At 46.1% G+C, this 16,760-nt stretch carries 16 protein-coding genes; 2 read left to right on the top strand and 14 right to left on the bottom strand.

The window, feature by feature from the left end; translation table 11 throughout:
• Positions 1 to 8 precede the first annotated feature (8 nt).
• The 9 genes from BM243_RS05245 to BM243_RS05205 form a co-directional block, all read right to left on the bottom strand.
• A complete protein-coding gene (locus tag BM243_RS05245) occupies positions 9 to 1,958 on the bottom strand; it encodes a V-type ATP synthase subunit I (RefSeq protein WP_074911132.1) in 1,950 nt (649 codons plus the stop codon).
• Positions 1,945 to 2,271 (bottom strand): hypothetical protein, encoded by a 327-nt coding sequence (locus tag BM243_RS05240; RefSeq protein ID WP_143093541.1) that lies wholly within the window; start codon positions 2,269 to 2,271, stop codon positions 1,945 to 1,947. Before BM243_RS05240 ends, BM243_RS05245 begins: the two co-directional genes overlap by 14 nt.
• 159 nt (positions 2,272 to 2,430) lie before the next feature.
• Positions 2,431 to 4,092, bottom strand: coding sequence for a B12-binding domain-containing radical SAM protein (locus BM243_RS05235; protein WP_074911129.1), 1,662 nt, complete (start codon positions 4,090 to 4,092; stop codon positions 2,431 to 2,433).
• Positions 4,093 to 4,105: 13 nt separating this feature from the next.
• Positions 4,106 to 4,837, bottom strand: a complete 732-nt coding sequence (locus BM243_RS05230) for a zinc dependent phospholipase C family protein (protein WP_074911128.1) — start codon at positions 4,835 to 4,837, stop codon at positions 4,106 to 4,108.
• Between the two features lie 151 nt (positions 4,838 to 4,988).
• Positions 4,989 to 6,590 carry a putative polysaccharide biosynthesis protein gene (locus BM243_RS05225; RefSeq protein ID WP_074911126.1) on the bottom strand — a complete coding sequence of 534 codons (1,602 nt, stop codon included), beginning with the start codon at positions 6,588 to 6,590 and terminating at the stop codon, positions 4,989 to 4,991.
• A gap of 12 nt (positions 6,591 to 6,602) precedes the next feature.
• Positions 6,603 to 7,568 carry an RluA family pseudouridine synthase gene (locus tag BM243_RS05220; RefSeq protein WP_074911124.1) on the bottom strand — a complete coding sequence of 322 codons (966 nt, stop codon included), beginning with the start codon at positions 7,566 to 7,568 and terminating at the stop codon, positions 6,603 to 6,605.
• Positions 7,569 to 7,607: 39 nt separating this feature from the next.
• Positions 7,608 to 9,335 (bottom strand): ATP-dependent helicase, encoded by a 1,728-nt coding sequence (locus BM243_RS05215; RefSeq protein WP_074911123.1) that lies wholly within the window; start codon positions 9,333 to 9,335, stop codon positions 7,608 to 7,610.
• 171 nt (positions 9,336 to 9,506) lie between these two features.
• Complete coding sequence (locus tag BM243_RS05210) at positions 9,507 to 10,268, bottom strand: nucleoside phosphorylase (protein ID WP_074911121.1); 762 nt, start codon at positions 10,266 to 10,268, stop codon at positions 9,507 to 9,509.
• A gap of 54 nt (positions 10,269 to 10,322) precedes the next feature.
• A complete protein-coding gene (locus tag BM243_RS05205; protein WP_074911120.1) occupies positions 10,323 to 10,556 on the bottom strand; it encodes a hypothetical protein in 234 nt (77 codons plus the stop codon).
• 206 nt (positions 10,557 to 10,762) lie between these two features.
• On the opposite strand from BM243_RS05205, the gene BM243_RS05200 reads away from it, so the two are divergent.
• Positions 10,763 to 12,244, top strand: a complete 1,482-nt coding sequence (locus tag BM243_RS05200) for a nicotinate phosphoribosyltransferase (RefSeq protein ID WP_074911118.1) — start codon at positions 10,763 to 10,765, stop codon at positions 12,242 to 12,244.
• Positions 12,245 to 12,368: 124 nt separating this feature from the next.
• Entirely contained in the window at positions 12,369 to 12,857 is a 489-nt protein-coding gene (locus BM243_RS05195; RefSeq protein WP_242943515.1) for a QueT transporter family protein, read from the top strand.
• Between the two features lie 60 nt (positions 12,858 to 12,917).
• Here the strand turns inward: BM243_RS05195 and BM243_RS05190 are convergent, their stop codons facing one another.
• From BM243_RS05190 to BM243_RS05170, 5 genes are read right to left on the bottom strand one after another with little or no spacing between them, the layout of a single operon-like run.
• Positions 12,918 to 13,124 (bottom strand): hypothetical protein, encoded by a 207-nt coding sequence (locus BM243_RS05190; protein ID WP_074911115.1) that lies wholly within the window; start codon positions 13,122 to 13,124, stop codon positions 12,918 to 12,920.
• 18 nt (positions 13,125 to 13,142) lie between these two features.
• Entirely contained in the window at positions 13,143 to 14,141 is a 999-nt protein-coding gene (locus tag BM243_RS05185) for an ABC transporter permease (RefSeq protein ID WP_074911114.1), read from the bottom strand.
• A gap of 11 nt (positions 14,142 to 14,152) precedes the next feature.
• Positions 14,153 to 15,187 carry an ABC transporter permease gene (locus tag BM243_RS05180; RefSeq protein ID WP_074911112.1) on the bottom strand — a complete coding sequence of 345 codons (1,035 nt, stop codon included), beginning with the start codon at positions 15,185 to 15,187 and terminating at the stop codon, positions 14,153 to 14,155.
• Positions 15,184 to 16,041, bottom strand: coding sequence for an ABC transporter ATP-binding protein (locus BM243_RS05175; RefSeq protein WP_074911111.1), 858 nt, complete (start codon positions 16,039 to 16,041; stop codon positions 15,184 to 15,186). The genes BM243_RS05180 and BM243_RS05175 overlap by 4 nt, the downstream gene beginning before the upstream one ends.
• A 10-nt stretch (positions 16,042 to 16,051) precedes the next feature.
• Positions 16,052 to 16,666, bottom strand: a complete 615-nt coding sequence (locus tag BM243_RS05170; protein ID WP_074911109.1) for a TetR/AcrR family transcriptional regulator — start codon at positions 16,664 to 16,666, stop codon at positions 16,052 to 16,054.
• Positions 16,667 to 16,760 lie beyond the last annotated feature (94 nt).

Below are 16,760 nucleotides of genomic sequence, written 5' to 3'. Positions count from 1 at the left end.
TCCTAAAATTATTCAACATTAATATATTTTGATTTGTTTCTAAATAGTTTGAAGGGTTTTCCGCCACCATCATAGAACTTTCCGAAGAATTCCACGTAGGTCAGTCTGGATGTGTGCACATAGGCACTTAAGGCAGATAGGAACAGGTTGAAGGCTTGTCCGCCAAGAAAGACGATGACACCAGCAATCATGCCAGGAATTCCCATATCAAAGAGCATTCCTACCATCATGTTGATGGCTGTGGCGATAAATCCTCCGGATAGGCCAAGCGCCATAAGTCTTGAATAAGACACAAAATCTCCAATATAGCCGGATATGCCGTAAAGGCTGTACATGCCTCCAGCAAGCTTACCCACTGCAGTTTCATTCTCCCGTCCTCCGGTGAGAATGATGCCCACCATACCGATGACCATAACCACCAGAGAAACAGTGCCTAATACTTCAGGCAGATTTCCAAGGACCATAGTCAGAAGGAATACGATGGCTCCCATAAGGGCCATATACCAGAATCCCACATCATAGAGCGCATCCAGTGGCTTTCCATCTCTGATGGCCAGATAGGCTTTGATGCCCAGGGCATAGAACAGATGGATTCCTCCAAAGGCGATGGAGACAATAAGAAGCTTCTGATATTCCGTTGACGGATTGATCAGGGCGAATCCTGGGAAGGCAGCTCCGAAGAACGTACCGAACATCAGTCCCCAGGCAATGGTCGAGAAGCTTAGATAGAAGAGGAACCTCATCATGAGTCTCTGTCCCTTTTCAAGGTTTGCAATCTTCAGCGCCACACCTGTCAGCACCATCAGTATGATGCCATAACCCCAGTCTCCAATCATCATGCCGAAGAAGGCAAAGAAGAACGGAGCAAATAAAGGGGTTGGGTCAATACCGTCATAGGTTGGCAGAGAGTACATGGTGGTCAGAGATTCAAAAGCTTCTGCAAACTTTCCGTTCTTCAGGAGAATCGGAACGCTCACATCCTCTTTCTTGGCTTCTGCCAGCTCCAGGTAGTACGCGCCTTCCTGGGTCTTCTCCACCGCTTTTCTGAAAGCATCGGTTTTGTCTGTGGGGATATACCCTTCAATGACATTGACGCTTCCGGTTCTTAAGAAGTTGTTCTCTGCTTGGTAGCGGAGACGGAGATTCAGAAGATACTCATAGACTTCCTCAAATCTTGCCAGATGTCCTGCCATGGATTTGATTTCCGCCTGAAGCTTTTTCTTCTCTTCCTTCATCTTCTCAAGGGATTCTTTTCTCTTTTTCATATCCTCTTCCGGTGTACCGGAAACGGACAGGTTCACTGTGGTAAAGCTATGGTTCCTGAGGATTTCATTGAAGTCCTCTTTCTCCCTTTTACTGGTGAGACCTACCACATAAGCCTCATCTTTCCCTTCGCTGAGGGTTTCCAAATAAGTCTCTTCTAAAGTGCCAAGGGCTTCTTTCAGAGGCTCCATCAGTTTCTTGGGGATGGTGCCTGTGAACACCTCACTGAACTGAAAATCTCTAAAGAGTCTCACATCATAATTGAGATTTCTCCAAGGTCTCAGCTCTTCCATGGCGGCCTTTTCTTTCAACTCCTCCTGACTGATGAGATCAATCTTTCGGGTCAGTTCCCTGAACTTGTCTATGACAGGCTCATAATCAAACTGGGCGACTTTCTTTTCCAGCTCTTCAAAGGTGAAGGAGTTCTTCCCCTTGATCATGGCTTTCATTCCAGTTTCCCGGTCATCGTAGCGTTTCAGAAGATCCATGGCGAACTTGACGCTTTGGATCCTTTCCTCAACTTCACTGACTTCATAAGGAATTTCCAGGGTCTCCAGTCCTTCTTCCAGATACGCGGACTGCTCTTTCAGATCCGTGAAATGAACATATCCGAACTTCTGAAGTTCATGAAGGAGCTTCTCCCTGTCCGAGTCGAAAGTGAAGAGGCCAAAATTTGACATCTTAACGATTGCCATCTGCCTTCACAATCCTCTCTAAAATAATATTGACTGCATCTTCCAGCACTTTGCCATCCAGGGCAGACAGTTCCTCTGCCTTCGCCTTTCCACTTTCAAGGATTGGCTTGGCAACCTGCTCCCCTTCCAGTCTGGCTTTTTCACGTAAAGCCTCTGTTTCTTTCGCAGCCATGTTCATAATCTCTTTGTAACGTTCATCGGCCCGTGCTTCTGCATCACGCCGGATGTCTCTTGCTTTCTGACTTGCCTCTTTGGTGATCTCACGCGCTTTTTCTTCCGCCTGTCTCACTTTTTCCAATGCTTCTTTTGCCATTCTTTCACCCCCATTCTCTGCATGACCTGTATGCAAATCGTTCTCATACTTTATAATTTTACCATGGTATTTCTAAAACATAAAGGAACTGAATTTTGTAACAATTATCCCTTAATAGGTTATGCAATACCACATAAGAATCAGTGTACGACAATTCCCTTATTTTATCAACTGATTTTTGATGATTTTCCCAAGATTTAAATCATAAAATACGGGAGTATCACCTCTCTTCAGCTCTCCTTCCTTGATATAGAGCGGAACATCCAGACTGAAAATTTCCACATGTATTTTCATTCCCTTTTCCTTCTCCATATTCTTTTTATATGCATGATTCTTCTCGTGATTTCGATCTAGAAACTCCGGTACATACTGCTTCTTGTTGTGAAGCAGCCAGTCGTATTTGAGAAGCTCATTGAGTACAAAGGAATCTTTAGCATCCCCGCCATAAATCTTAGAAAAATCCAGAAGAATCTTGTACTGGTCCTTGAGACCGATGGATCTTCCCTGATACTCGGTGCTGATGTATTCTCCCAGAGCTTCATAGAATCTGAAGTAATCGCTTTCCCCCTCCAGCAGATACTGTAGGGTGGTTTCAAATCTTCCAGAGTTATAATACCTTTCCAGAGCGTCCTCTGTCCGATGAAGAGATCTCAGCTCCTCATAGGTCATCCAGCGGGTTTTCAGCACTTCATAGGGTGGAAATGGGCTGTAGACCATTCCAAAGGCTTCTGCATCCCTCTCCATGGGGGTGCCTTTGATGATCTTAAGAAAGCCCATCTGCAGCATATCCGGCAAAAGCGGATACACGTCATTGAAACTGTCCTTGAAGGTCTTCACCGTATCATAAGGAAGACCTGCAATCAGGTCCAAATGACTGTGGATGTTCCGGATCGCAAGGAGGTCTTCCAGTTTCGGGAGCACTTTCCGGAAGCCGATGTATCTGGAGATGGACCGGAGCACCTCATCCTCTGTGCTCTGGATCCCCACTTCAAACTGGATCCTTCCTCTCGGTGCCGTCCGTAGAAGATCCAGATGCTCTTCTTTTATAAGATCTGGAGAAATTTCAAAATGGAAGGTCACATCGGTCTCCAATGATAGGAGAAAGCGCCAGATCTCCAGCGCATCCGGATGGATGTTGAAGGTGCGGTCTATGAACTTCACGACTTGGGTCCCGGTTTCCATCACCAGAAGCACTCTTCTTTTCACTTCTTCCAGGGGCATAAAGCGAAGATCCCGTTCCGAGGAAGAGAGGCAGTAGCTGCACTGATAAGGGCAGCCTCTAGAGGCTTCCAGATACGAAAGCTTTCCCCTGAGATCCTCTTTTTCCTCATAGGGATAGGGCACCTTTGAGAGATCCATTTTTTCTCTGGACGGATTCTCAAAAATATCACCCTCCTCTTTATAGGTCAGCCCCCGGACTTCACTAAGGTTACGTCCAGATAAAAGCGCCTGAAGAAGAGAACGGTAGGTTTCCTCCCCCTCTCCTCGAATGATAAAATCCCCTTTGAACTCCTCCAGATGTTCTTGGCTCTTGTAGGAGACTTCCGGTCCACCATAGAGTATTTTCACAAAAGGCAGCACTTTTTTGAGAAGCACAGACAGATCCCGAACCATTTCCACATTCCAAATATAAACAGAGAAAGCCACGATGTCGGGCTTTCTCTGGATGATTTCTTCGAGAATGGTTTCTTTCTGCTCATTTATGGAAAATTCTGCCCGCATGGTAGTAATCGGTAGATCTTTGGTGTAGTTCTCCAAATATCTCAGACTGATGTTGGTGTGGACATATTTTGAATTGATGGCTGTCAAAAGTATTCTCATTATTCTATTTTCCTTACAAGTTTTTATAATACAGTTCGTAATAATCCAGAAGAAGACCTGCGGTTGTATTTTGGGCCACTTCGATCATTTTTCTGGAAAGAGCTTCATACATGGCATCCCGGTTTTCTATGTCCTTGAACTTCTCTGCATAGAAGTTTGCCACAATAGCATTCTCCCGGATATAATCATCCAAAGCTTCAAACCTTAGGATTCCGTGATCCACAGCGTAGTCGATCTCTGCAAAAATCTTTTTCTTGATCCAGGTCTCATAGGACTTATGGCTGTCCAGGAGCCTGTTTGTCACATGCTGAGGGACGGTCATGTCCTGGGACAGATGACAGAAGACCCCTAAATAGAACACGGATCTTTGGATATTCCCTTTTTCCAGATAGAAGAGGGATTTATCCATATATCTTCTCGCTTCTGTGAGCCCGTCAGAAAACCCATAGAGACCTTTTTTCTTCTCATTATGATAAAAGTGATTGATGGACTTGAAATCCTGGTCCGCCCAGGTGGCTCCCTCATTCAGAGCTTTGATATAGGCTTTATAAAAGTTTGCCGCATCCTCATAGCCCTCATTCTCCAGAATCACCACTGACTGGATATTGATAAAACGGTGCACCATGCATGGCGTCTTAAAGGCCATTTTCTTGAATGGGTTGGCTGCCAGCATCATGCCAGTGAGCACCTTCCCATAGGTATTCTCAAATCCTTTTTTTCTTTTTTCTTCAAAAGTTCCTTCCATTTCTATACCAACTCCTAACCTTCCAATTCTTCCGTACTGCATGGAAAAAACGACTTACTCTAATTGATAATGATTTTCAATCATCTTACTCTTATTATAAGGGTTTTCCTTAAGAAAAACAAAAAAATTAGAAGGAGCAGTCTCTATGAAATTAAGGCCTCATTCTTCGTCTCAAGCCTGAAGGTATGATTCTATAGAGTCTTGGACTGATGTCTGTGACATCCTTTTTGGTGATGCCCCCGATGAGAATCATGGCAACGCCGTAGACCGCAATACCCGCTAAGACCATGATGAGGGTCGATAGAGCTGAGTGCGCAAAGGGCAGATGCACTAGTTTAAACATCAGCGTCATGAGATAGAGCACAACGCCCATGGCAAGAGAGGATAAAGCCGGTCTCCAACCGTTCTTCAGAATCGGCATCTGGAATCCCAACACTCTTGTGAGCAGATAGTGGTTGATGACAAAGGGGATAAAAAAGTTCGCAAAATGGGAGAAGATTCCACCAAAGACATTGATTTCAGGAATCCCCACCAATAGATAATTGATGAGAATTCTGGCTCCGATACCAAAGCTCATGGCAATGGTCCCCCAGTAGAATTTACCGATTCCCTGATAAAGACTGTTCTGTATCTGGATAAAGCCCAGAAAAATCACCGTGATGGAGCCATACTTCAGTAGATGCACGCCACCGGATTCTGGATAGAGAAAAGCGAAGATTGGTTCCGCCAGCACCGTCATCCCCACAAAAGCCGGAATGGAAATCATCAGCACCATCTTGGTGGCAAAGGAGGCTTTCCGGTCGATGTCATCCTGATTCTTCAGCGCATTGGCTGAGGCGATACCCGGAAGCATCACTGCCGCCAAAGAGACAATGATGGTATTGGGCACAACCAGAAGGCTCTTGAACACCACCAGATCGCTGAACACCGCATCCAAAGCGTCCCCAAAGAATCCTGCCACCACCAAGCGGTTCTTCACGATGAACGTATCGATGATGCCGCCGATGTGCATGAGTCCTGCGGTTAGGGTAATGGGAAACGCATAGGTCCAAAGCTTTCTTAAAAGCTCTTTGCTGGTATGATGATAGGCTTCTGGAGACTGTTCACTTTTTCTTACTCTATGGAACTTTCCTTTTCTGAACTCATGGATCAGCAGAAGTACAGAAACCAGAGCGCCCACACTGGTACCTAACGTACCGCCGGCGACGCCCATGGCAGTTCCTGCCTTCATGAGAAGAAATGCACCAAGAAGAGATACCGCCACATTCACAACCTGCTCCACAATCTTAGAGAGGGCATTGGCGGTGATGAAGCTTCTTCCCAGGAAATAACCCCGGTATGCTGACAGCACTGCTGTGATGAGCACCGTTGGCGCCAAAGCCTGAATGGAAAGGGCCGCCTGAGGCGACTTTGCTATCACTGCAATGAAAGGCGCCATGAAGTAAAGAAGAAGAGATGCAAATAATCCACCCAGAATCAGAATGGTTCTGGAGAGCCTGAAGGCTTTTAACGCATCCCTGGGATTGTCCTCGGCGTAGAGCTCTGCCACAAGCTTCGCCACACCTCTTTGAATCCCTTCATTGGTCAGCACATAAATCAGGGTGAACGCTTCATAGGCAACCGCATAAATGCCATGGCCCACCTTCCCGATGATTCTGTACAAAAGAGGCATATAGACCACAGACATGATTTTCACAAGAAGCTCTGCCATGGAAAGGTAGGCAAAGCCTCTACCAGTGGATTGTTTCTTCATAAGATCCTCCGACTACAAGTCAAACTTGAACAGGTCATTCTTCACTTTCTTTAAGATTGGCGGCAGTTTTTCCGCCACCACCTTGTTGCCCAGATATTCAAGAACACCGTCCGGATTCTTGAATGTCACCTTAAAGGCATACAGGTACTGGAAATTGAGATCATATTTGTTGGAAAGGAAGTTGTTGATTTCCTTCACCCCATATTTTTTGTCTCCAATGATGGGATTTCCAAGAGACGCCAGATGAGCCCTCAGCTGATGGCTTCTGCCTGTAAGAAGATTCAGCTCCACCAAAGAGTACTGTCCAGTAGATTCCATGGTCTTCACCGTCATGGCGATTTCCTTCTTCATGGGTCCTGGAGTATCTGAGACACTGCTGACATTATTGTCTTCACGCTTCTCGATATAGGCGCGGTACTCCCCGTCAGCGATTCTTCCTTTCACGATGGCAATATAGTTCTTCACAATTCTGCCGTCCCTCATCATTTCATTGAGGGTTTTCAAGGCCTCATAATTCTTCGCATAGATGACGATCCCAGAAGTGTTTCTGTCCAGTCTGTTCACCGGAGAAGGGGAAAACGTCTTTTCCACCTTCGGGTCATAAGCACCTTTACGGAAGAGATAAGAGAGCACCTGATCGGTTAAGGTCGGGTCTTTTCCTTCCTGGTCCTTATGCACCAGGATGCCAGGCCACTTCTCCACCATGAGGATGTTGTCATCCTCAAAGGTCACTTTAAACTCCGGCTCCACATCAAAGACAACCTTCTTCTCCTCTGGAGATTTGGAGTAGAGATATTTGATTTCCAGAACATCTCCTTCCTGAAGAAACATCTTCTCTTTTCCCTTGGCGCCATTCACCCGGACATCTCCTTTCCGGAGGGCTTTGAAGATGGCGGACAGCGGCACATCTTTCAGGTATTTTCGAAGGAACTTGTCCAATCGTTGTCCTTGTTCGTTCGGTCCTATTTCTATTCTCATAATTTACTCCTAAATGTTCTATTTTTTCTTTACCCTTTATTATAGTACGAATCTGCTTCTTTTTCTCTCTTTTCCATGAATAAATCTTGGGCTGTAAATGGTCAGTTCCTCTTTTGCTCTGGTGATGGCCACGTAGAAGATTCGGCGCTCCTCTTCCAGATTCCCAAGAGATGCACTGTGCGGCATAAATCCTTCCACAGCATTGATCACATACACCTTGTCAAACTCCAGCCCCTTGACCCCATGTATGGTGGATAAGCTCACCTTGGCCTCTTTGACCTCTGGCTCTTTTTCTGAGGCGAAGAGAAGATCCAGAGGATTGTCATAATAAGCTGCCACTTCCTTCATCTCTTCCAGTTCTTCCAGAAGCGCTTCCTCATCCCGTCCCGTCTTTTCCGCGTAGCTGGACAGATACTCTCCGTAGCCCAGCACCTGCTCGATGTAGGAGATCATTCTCGTTGTCTTCATCCCTTTTAGTTTACTGAGGTCTTTCAGGAACTCTCCATGCTTCTGGAGGGTATAGTTTTTCTTCTTGGGATCCAGAAGCACTTTCTCCCGATCTTCCCCCAGGGAGATTTTTCTCAGCTCCTCCTTGGAGATATATCGGAAGGGTTTATTGGCGATCCGAAGAAATGCTTCCCGGTCTCCCTGGCAGGAGGCTCTTATAAAGTCGAGCACATCCTTGGCGATGAATCCCTTAAAGAAATTATAGGCATCTCGGGACATGAACGGAATCTTCTCTTTCCGAAGATACTCCTTTACTCTCAGGCCCTCCTGATTGGTCCTGTAAAGCACCGCGTAGCTGCCATAAGCATTTTTCTTTATTTCTGAGACCATATGCTGCAGCATGAGCTCCTGATTTTCCGGAAACACCTTCAGGATCTTCGTCTCCTCTTTCCGGCTGGAAAGAAGCTCTTTATTGTTTCTCTGGGCGTTGTGCCGGATGACTTCTCCTGCGTACTGCACGATATTCTCTTTGCTTCTGTAATTGTATTTAAGATAGAGCTTCTTCCCTTGAAACATGGGTTCAAAATCTATCATGCCTCGGGGATCTGATCCCCGGAAGGCATAGATGCACTGATCCTCATCCCCCACACAGAAAAGGCTCTGGTCTTTACTCATGAGTTCCACGATCTTCAGCTGCACCGGATCCAGATCCTGAAACTCATCGATGAGGATGTGGCTGTGCACCGCCTGAAAGCTTCTTAAAAACTTCTCTTCCGAAAGAAGCTTCAGCACTTCAATCTGCAGGTCATCAAAGTCGAGAAGATTCTTCTTTTGCCGCTCTTCCTCATACAGCTCAAAAGCTTTATGGAAGAGCTCTTCCCGGACCCCAAGATCCGGTAGAGGCAAAGACAGAAAGTTCATGACTTTATACTTGGAAATGCCTCTCAGGATGGACTCCACCACTTCATCCTCTATTTTCAGCTGTTTTTTCAGCTTGTTTTTTAGAATAAACTCCTCTTTCCCATAAATGAGATTCAGTTCTCCCCTCTGGCCTCTCAGAATTCTGTAGCAGAGTCCATGGATGGTGCCAAAGAAAGGCTTCACCGGACCTTTGGCGGAAAACCTCGTCTCCATCTCCACGGCAGAAGCCTTAGAAAAGGTCAGCACAATGATTTTTCTTGGAGCAATCTTCTCCTCTTCCAGAAGCAGTTTCAGTCTTTTCAGCATCACAGTGGTCTTCCCCGAACCGGGAGGCGCCACCACCAGCACTTTCTTCTCCTTGGTGAGGTATGCATTTTTCTGATAGGTATCCAGTTCCATCTATATCGTATTCTCCTTTACTTCACACATCCATAAACTCCTATTGTACGACAAAGCGCTTCTCTTTTCAAAAAGACTTTCCCATATCCTATTGTGTGGAGAAAAAGAAAGGTCATTCAAAGAAAAAGATCCACGAAGGATCTCTTTGTCTTTCCACTTCTTAAGTTCAGATTATAAGACCAGGAGAATTTCTTTAGCCAGCTCTGTGAGCCCAACGCGGATGTCCCCTCTGTCCCTCCAGTTTCTCGAATCCCATTTTTCTTTGGACACGTCGTCTCCACCATAAAGAATGGCACCGTATTCCACCTCTCTATAAGCTGCCACGGCCATCAGGGCAGACTGCTCCATCTCCACAAACAGGCAGCCCTCTTCCCGGCGCTTTTTAATCTTTGCTGGTGTTTCCCGATAAAATGCATCGGTGGTCCAGGTCTTCCCCGTGAGGTAGTCGATGCCGCTTTTCTTGAGATACTCAGTGATTTTTGATGCGACGTCAAGATTCGCCTCCACTTCCCTTGCCGGTGGCAGGTAATGGTAGCTGAAGCCTTCATCTCTTACCGCTGAGGTAGGGACCAGAAACTTCCCCACAGCCAGATCTTTTCTCAAAACGCCTGCGCCGCCCACAAAAAGAATCTTCTTTGCTCCCAGGGCAATGAGATCCTCCAGATACCCTCCTGCAGCAGGAGCTCCTAGGCGGCCTTCCACAAGAGTCATGTCCTGATCTTGAAATCTGTAGATTTTCAAGGGATTCTCCCCTCGGAGCACAAAGTGCAGGGAAATTTCCTCTCGCTCCAGAAGTTTTTCAATGGTTTCATGGAAAAAGCAGATGAGAAGCCTCTCAGAGATGGGCTCATATCTGTTTTTCAGAAACTCCGGACGGATCAGAGCTTCTTTGTTTTCATCAAATTCAAGGATTGGATAGTCAGAACTCAGCATAGCTACCTCCAGATGTTTTTGTTTTTTTCGTGGTTTACTCCCTCTGCTAAAAACTTAGCGGTACAGACTCGAGATGATTACCCCTGTGCCGAAAAGAAACACAGGAATGGCCCAGGCACCTTTGGGAGACTTCATTCCAAGAAAGCTGAGGATCACAGACAGAAACCCCAGAGGCACCGGAGCCACAAAAATACCGGCTATGGCAGAAAGAAGTCCAGCCACTATGAGATACAGTCCAGTATCGCTCTTCAGCTTGATTGGCTTGATTATTTCATCAAAACGGATCATCGTCAGTTCATTCCTTTCCTACATTTTCTCTATCATAGCAAAGAATTCCAAATTAATCCTGAAAAACTTCTGAAACCCTTCGTGCACCTTCTGAAAGCGGGCTGAACCCATGAAATATGCCACCTCCGGTTCTTTGTGGGTTCTTTCTCCAAAAATCTGATATAATAGGTATCATCTTATTAATATTGTTAGGGAACGGTGATTATATGGAACGGATAATCGATGTAAGAAATGGCAGAAATCTGACCATGCTGTCTGATTTCTACGAACTTACCATGGGAAATGGCTATTTTGAGAATGGCGTGCAAGATACCATTGCCTACTTTGACATGTACTTCAGAAAAATTCCAGATGGAGGAGGATTCGCTGTCATGGCTGGTGTGGACCAGCTTATTGAGTACCTCGAGAATCTCACCTTCAGCAAGGAAGACATAGAATACTTAAGAAGAAAAAACACCTTCAGTGAAGGGTTCCTATCCTATTTGGAGAACTTCAAGTTTGAGTGTGACGTCTGGGCAGTTCCAGAGGGAACCCCAGTATTTCCAAATGAGCCTTTGGTCACCGTACGGGGACCCATCATCCAGGCGCAGTTTGTGGAAACCATGGTGCTTCTCACTGTGAACCATCAGACCCTCATCGCCACCAAATCAAACCGTATTGTACGTGCAGCCGGTGGACGTAATGTTCTGGAGTTTGGTTCCAGACGTGCCCAAGGCTATGACGGAGCCATCTATGGCGCAAGGGCCGCCATTGTGGGAGGATGCACCAGCTCCTCCAACACCTTGGCGGAAATCATGTTCAATGTCCCCGCCACCGGAACCATGGCCCACAGCTGGGTACAGCTTTTTGATTCCGAGTTTGAAGCCTTCAGAAAATGGGCAGAGATCTATCCGGACAACTGCTCCCTTCTGGTGGATACCTACAATGTGCTGAAATCTGGTATTCCCAACGCCATCAAAATATTCAACGAATATGTGCTGCCCAAGGGCAAAAGGCCAAAGTCCATCCGGATCGATTCTGGAGACATTGCCTATCTAACCAAAGAATCCAGAAAAATGCTGGATGCCGCAGGATTCCATGATGTGAAAATCATTGTTTCCAATTCACTGGACGAATACATCATAAGAGATGTGCTCTCCCAGGGTGCCCCCATTGATATCTTCGGTGTGGGCGAACGACTCATCACTGCCCGAAGCGAACCCGTCTTTGGCGGTGTCTACAAACTGGTGGCTGTAGAAAAAGACGGCGTGGTGCAGCCAAAGATTAAAGTCAGTGAAAACCAGGAGAAGATCACAACCCCGCACTTCAAGAAAATTTACCGTGTTTTCTCTAAAAAGAGCAACTTAGCTGTGGCAGATCTCATCTGCGAACATGATGAAGTCCTCAATGAGGATGAACCACTGACGCTCTTTGACCCTACTTATACCTGGAAAAGAAGAACCTTCACCGAGTATTACCTGAAGCCTCTTCAGGAACAGATTTTCAAATCCGGAGAACTGATCTACAAAAGCCCCTCGGTTCTTGAAATCAGAGCCTATTCCAAGAAGGAAATTGAAAAGCTCTGGCCGGAGGTCCTCCGTCTGGAGTATCCTCATAACTACTATGTGGATCTCTCCCAAAAACTATGGGACACCAGGCAGAACCTTCTCATCGAGCAGTCCCAGCAGTACGCTGAAGATAAATACTAAAGCCAAGTACCGCATTACCCGGACCCTCCGGGTGAGCGGTACTTTTTTTTGCCTATTGCCTTCCACCTGTGCTATAATAATCCAGGTTTTATACTATTTTTAATGATTTATGGAGGATCTTACATTGAACACAAATAAAAACAACTATCAGGAGCTTCTGGTGAAATCCGCGCTCATCGCCGCTCTTTACGCAGCGCTTACCATGCTTCTTCCTTTCAGCTACCTCGGTGTGCAGTTTCGTGTGGCTGAAGTGCTGACACTTCTCGTTTTCATTGACAGACGGTATGTCTATGGGCTCACTTTTGGATGCCTCATTGCGAATCTTGGCAGTCCCCTTGGACCCATTGATGTGATTTTTGGGACCTTGGCAACACTCATCGCACTGCAGCTCATCGCAAGGACCAAGAACCTTCTTCTGGCCACCCTATGGCCAGCCATTGTGAACGGACTCATCATCGGTGCCATTTTATATTATCTCTTGGATCTTCCTTATCTTCTGTCCGCAGCTCAGGTGTTCTTTGGAGAATTTGTGGTGGTCACCCTCATCGGGTACTTCCTCTTCAAAAGAATCCTTCGGGACGAGAAGCTGGTGTCCATGCTGAAGTTCAGTTAATAGAAACCCCGGGAACCATTTTTGGTCTCCGGGGTTTTTCTATGAAATGGATACTTCTTTTCAGTTTACGAGAAGCCAGATACCGAATCCTGCAGAAGCCAGAGCAAAGAGATAGAAAAAAATCTCAGTTCCCCGATCCCCCAGCAGTTTCCGGAATACCCGGATCTTTGCCATATTCCAGATGGCTTCCGGTTTCTTCAGTGTGATGTACACCACAGCTCCTGCATAAACCAGAAGAATTAGACCTAAAAGTGCCAAACCGTCCATTATTAAACCTCCCTTCTATTATCGAAGTCCCCTTCGGATTTTCTTTTTCATGAAGAGCAGCAATGCTGCTGCAATCACAAGTATCATCCCCAAGCTTAAAAAGATATCTCCCCAAACCGCCTCTTTCAGTATGATCTCATTGATGGATTTGAAAGCCCAGTAGAAAGGAGACCAGTAGAGAAGCACATGAAGAGATTCTCTTAAGTAAATGGCCCCAAATACAGAACCTAATATGGGGAGAAAGATCATCTTCATACCGGAAATGGCTGCTAGAATATTCTCACTGTTGACGCCTATGGCAAACCCAATGATCACAGAAATCACCGCAATGGACAACGTCACTGCAGCTGCCATGAGATAATTGATGTCACCATAATCAAGGATGAGAAGAATCCCCATGACATGAATGAGTGGAATGAGAAACCCAAGAAGCGCTTTACCGGTGAGATACTGTGGCCTTGTCACAGGAGACACATTCATGGCGAGCAGTGTGTTCTCCTGCTTTTCCTCCACCAGATTGATCATAATGATCATACCGCCAAACACAGAGATAAATACAGCTAAAAGTCCACCACCAAACTGTTTGATGGGAGAAAGCTTCCATCCCACATCCGTGACAGATACTTCCACCGGTGCTTCCAGATTGCTGTTTTTTAGTCCATCCAGAAGAAGACTCACCGTCTCCTGGAGATTGATCTTTTCATTGCCTTGGGCGACGACTACAAAGTCATCTCCCTTCTTTAAAACTCCATACACATCATCCAGATCCAGCACACGTTCTACCACAGCATCCTCTGTGTCCAGCACAGTGACCTTGGCAAAACGCTCCAGATACTCCATTTCCTCGGAAGCCAGGCTTTCTGGCACAAGAAGGGTCAGTCCGCTTTCGGAGACGGATCCTGTCACAGCGTTGAGAACCACCGCAATGAGAAACGGCACCACCAGGATATAGAGGATCATAGAATCTCTCGTTCCAGACTTCAGATCTCTTTTTAGTATCTCAAAAATCTTTTTCATATCCGTCCTCCTTACACTGTGATGGTTTTCTGGTAGCGCTTCACTGAAACGAGAAATACAAGAGTCCCTATGCCCAGAAACAGCAGAGAGTTCTGAAGCACAAACCCTGTATCCGCGTCCTTAAGAAACACTTCCCGAAAGGCAAAAAGCAGCGGATATGAGGGAAGAATTCTCATAAAGAGCGGAGAGAAACTCGGCATAAAGTATGAAACTGCCCCAAAAGCAAGAATCATGATGGCTACATAAAGTGCTCCCATGGCTTTGATCACCGAATCATAAAAGCTTGCAATGAAAAGCCCCACTGCGGTACCAAAGAAGTTGGAAGCGGTCAGCAGAATCAGAAGAAGTCCATAGTGTACCTGTCCTCCTGCCACCAGCACCGTCGTAAGGAGTCCCGTGAGTAGACCCGTAAAAAGCATCACGCCTGATTTTGCAAGAAGATAGTCCCGTATGGATACCGGCGTCACCGTAAGCGCACGGATGGTCCCTTCTTCCTTGTCCATGAAAATATACGCCGCTACGATGAACAGTCCCATGAAAGCAGAGTTCAGAAGAAGAAGGATGGGCATATAGGAGATTCTGTCAGAAAGGCGTTCCGAGTTTTCCTCCAAAGTTCTCACCGCAGTGCCTGGTTCAAAGGAAGGATCCTCTTTCAGAAGCTCCAGCTTCAACACTTCCTCCAGAAGGTTTCTTACTTTGTCGCTCTCATATCCCTGAAGCACCATGTCATACTGTATTTTCCCACCGTTCAGGGTAATGGATGCCCCTTGGGCTGTCCGGTCTTCCGAAAGGGAGGCTTTCACTTCCTCGAGACTCTCCACCATCGTCACCAGGGTGGATTCATCCTTAGAAAGAGCCTCTTCGATGCCACTATTGGAAAGAGCCGGATCCAGATAAAGATAAAGCTTTCCTTGTCCATTGAAGTTCTCAGGCACCACAAAGAGCAGCACCGCTACGATGATGAGCGCCATGATGAACTCAATATAGATGTAAAAGGAGCGGTATGAAACTTTGAGATCTCTTAAAAAGGTGGCTAAGAGCTTCATACACTCAGCTCCCTTCCCGTGATCTTAATAAAGATTTCTTCCAAGGTTGCCTCTTTCGTATGCATCATCTCAATGTCCTTTCTCAGGATGATGTCATTCAGAAGCAGTCTTTCTGGCTCCTTGGAAAGATCCAAAAGTTTTTTCACTGTATCCCCATTTTCTCTGTACTCCACCTGAACCATCTTGTTTCCATGAAGAAGCTTCAGGTTTCTTGGGGAGTCCATGGCTTTGATTTCGCCATCCACAATAAACGCAACTCTGTCGCAGAGCTCATCTGCGATGAACATATTGTGGGTGGTGAGGAAAACCGTCGTCCCCTCCTGGTTCTTTTCTTTCACAATATCTTTGATGGTTCCTGCAATGGCAGGATCCAAGCCCGTGGTGGGCTCATCCAGAAACCATAAGGATGGCTGGTTGATCATGCTTCTTGCAAAGGTGAGCCGGTGCTTCATGCCCTTGGAGAATGTGCCCGCCTTCTTGTTTTTTACTTCAGAAAGCCCCACCAGCTTTAGAAGCTCTTCCGGTTCCATGGTTTCCACATCAAAGAGTTTTCTGTAGAAATCAAGATTTTCCAGCGCTGTCAGCTTCCCATACACATTGGACTGCTCGAAGGAAACACCGATGCGGTTGAACATCTTTCGGTCCGGATGATGAAGATCATAGCCAGCTACCGTCACTTTTCCTTTCTGAAGAGGCAGGAGCCCCGTGAGGACACCCTGGGTGGTGGATTTTCCGGCACCGGAAGGACCCAGAAATCCAAAGACTTCTCCTTCCTTCACCTCAAAAGAAACATCTTTCACCGCGTACTGCTCGTCTTTTGTATAAGAATAAAACAAATTTTCTACACTAATCATGGTCTCCCTCCTATCTTATGCCTTTCTCCACCATTTCAATAAACACATTCAGTTCTAATAGTATTTCCTTGCTGTACCCTGCTTCCTGATGCTTCTCGAAGAAGTACTCCACAACGGTCATCTGCATGTTCATCAGAAGCCTTGCCACAAGTGGCACGTCGATGTCAGGCCTGATTTCTCCTCTTTCTATGCCTTTCTGAAGAAGCATGCTGAAAAGCGCATCGCTTTGTCCACCGAATTTTTCCTGAAGTTTTCTTACAATACTTCCGCCATCTCGCATCATCCGATTCCCTATGGTGAGATAATCCGGATGCTCCAGGGCGAACTCAATGCCTGCCTCATAGATTTTTCTCAGCGCTTCATAAAATCCGATGTCCATGATCCTTGATATGGTGGGACCCAGATACTGAAGCTTTTTTTCTCCAATGATCTGAAGAAGATAGAAATACACATCCTCCTTATCCTCAAAATACTGGTAAAAACTGCCTTTAGATATACCGCTTCTATCCACGATGCGGTTGATGCTGGCCAAATCATAGGCATTGTCCCGAAATTCCACCATCACCTCCTGCAGGATTTTCTCCCTTTTTTCGTCGGGCAGATTGAAAAACGTCTGTTTGGGCAAGTTCATCCCTCCTTTATGACCACTCGGTCATGTGACTTCTTGGTCACATTATAGCACTGCAGATATTTCACTGTCAACTGACTTTTTCCATCCA

The organism is Proteiniclasticum ruminis, assembly GCF_900115135.1.
GTDB classification, from domain to species: Bacteria; Bacillota; Clostridia; order Clostridiales; family Clostridiaceae; genus Proteiniclasticum; species Proteiniclasticum ruminis_A.
Note: the sequence above shows the minus strand (reverse complement) of the source record. Positions and strands in the feature narration are given on the sequence as shown.

Excerpts from the sequence above, each read along its gene's own strand:
- BM243_RS05245 (WP_074911132.1), bottom strand. The coding sequence starts at position 1,958 with ATGGCAATCGTTAAGATGTCAAATTTTGGCCTCTTCACTTTCGACTCG.
- BM243_RS05240 (WP_143093541.1), bottom strand. The coding sequence starts at position 2,271 with ATGGCAAAAGAAGCATTGGAAAAAGTGAGACAGGCGGAAGAAAAAGCG.
- BM243_RS05235 (WP_074911129.1), bottom strand. The coding sequence starts at position 4,092 with ATGAGAATACTTTTGACAGCCATCAATTCAAAATATGTCCACACCAAC.
- BM243_RS05230 (WP_074911128.1), bottom strand. The coding sequence starts at position 4,837 with ATGGAAGGAACTTTTGAAGAAAAAAGAAAAAAAGGATTTGAGAATACC.
- BM243_RS05225 (WP_074911126.1), bottom strand. The coding sequence starts at position 6,590 with ATGAAGAAACAATCCACTGGTAGAGGCTTTGCCTACCTTTCCATGGCA.
- BM243_RS05220 (WP_074911124.1), bottom strand. The coding sequence starts at position 7,568 with ATGAGAATAGAAATAGGACCGAACGAACAAGGACAACGATTGGACAAG.
- BM243_RS05215 (WP_074911123.1), bottom strand. The coding sequence starts at position 9,335 with ATGGAACTGGATACCTATCAGAAAAATGCATACCTCACCAAGGAGAAG.
- BM243_RS05210 (WP_074911121.1), bottom strand. The coding sequence starts at position 10,268 with ATGCTGAGTTCTGACTATCCAATCCTTGAATTTGATGAAAACAAAGAA.
- BM243_RS05205 (WP_074911120.1), bottom strand. The coding sequence starts at position 10,556 with ATGATCCGTTTTGATGAAATAATCAAGCCAATCAAGCTGAAGAGCGAT.
- BM243_RS05200 (WP_074911118.1), top strand. The coding sequence starts at position 10,763 with ATGGAACGGATAATCGATGTAAGAAATGGCAGAAATCTGACCATGCTG.
- BM243_RS05190 (WP_074911115.1), bottom strand. The coding sequence starts at position 13,124 with ATGGACGGTTTGGCACTTTTAGGTCTAATTCTTCTGGTTTATGCAGGA.
- BM243_RS05185 (WP_074911114.1), bottom strand. The coding sequence starts at position 14,141 with ATGAAAAAGATTTTTGAGATACTAAAAAGAGATCTGAAGTCTGGAACG.
- BM243_RS05180 (WP_074911112.1), bottom strand. The coding sequence starts at position 15,187 with ATGAAGCTCTTAGCCACCTTTTTAAGAGATCTCAAAGTTTCATACCGC.
- BM243_RS05175 (WP_074911111.1), bottom strand. The coding sequence starts at position 16,041 with ATGATTAGTGTAGAAAATTTGTTTTATTCTTATACAAAAGACGAGCAG.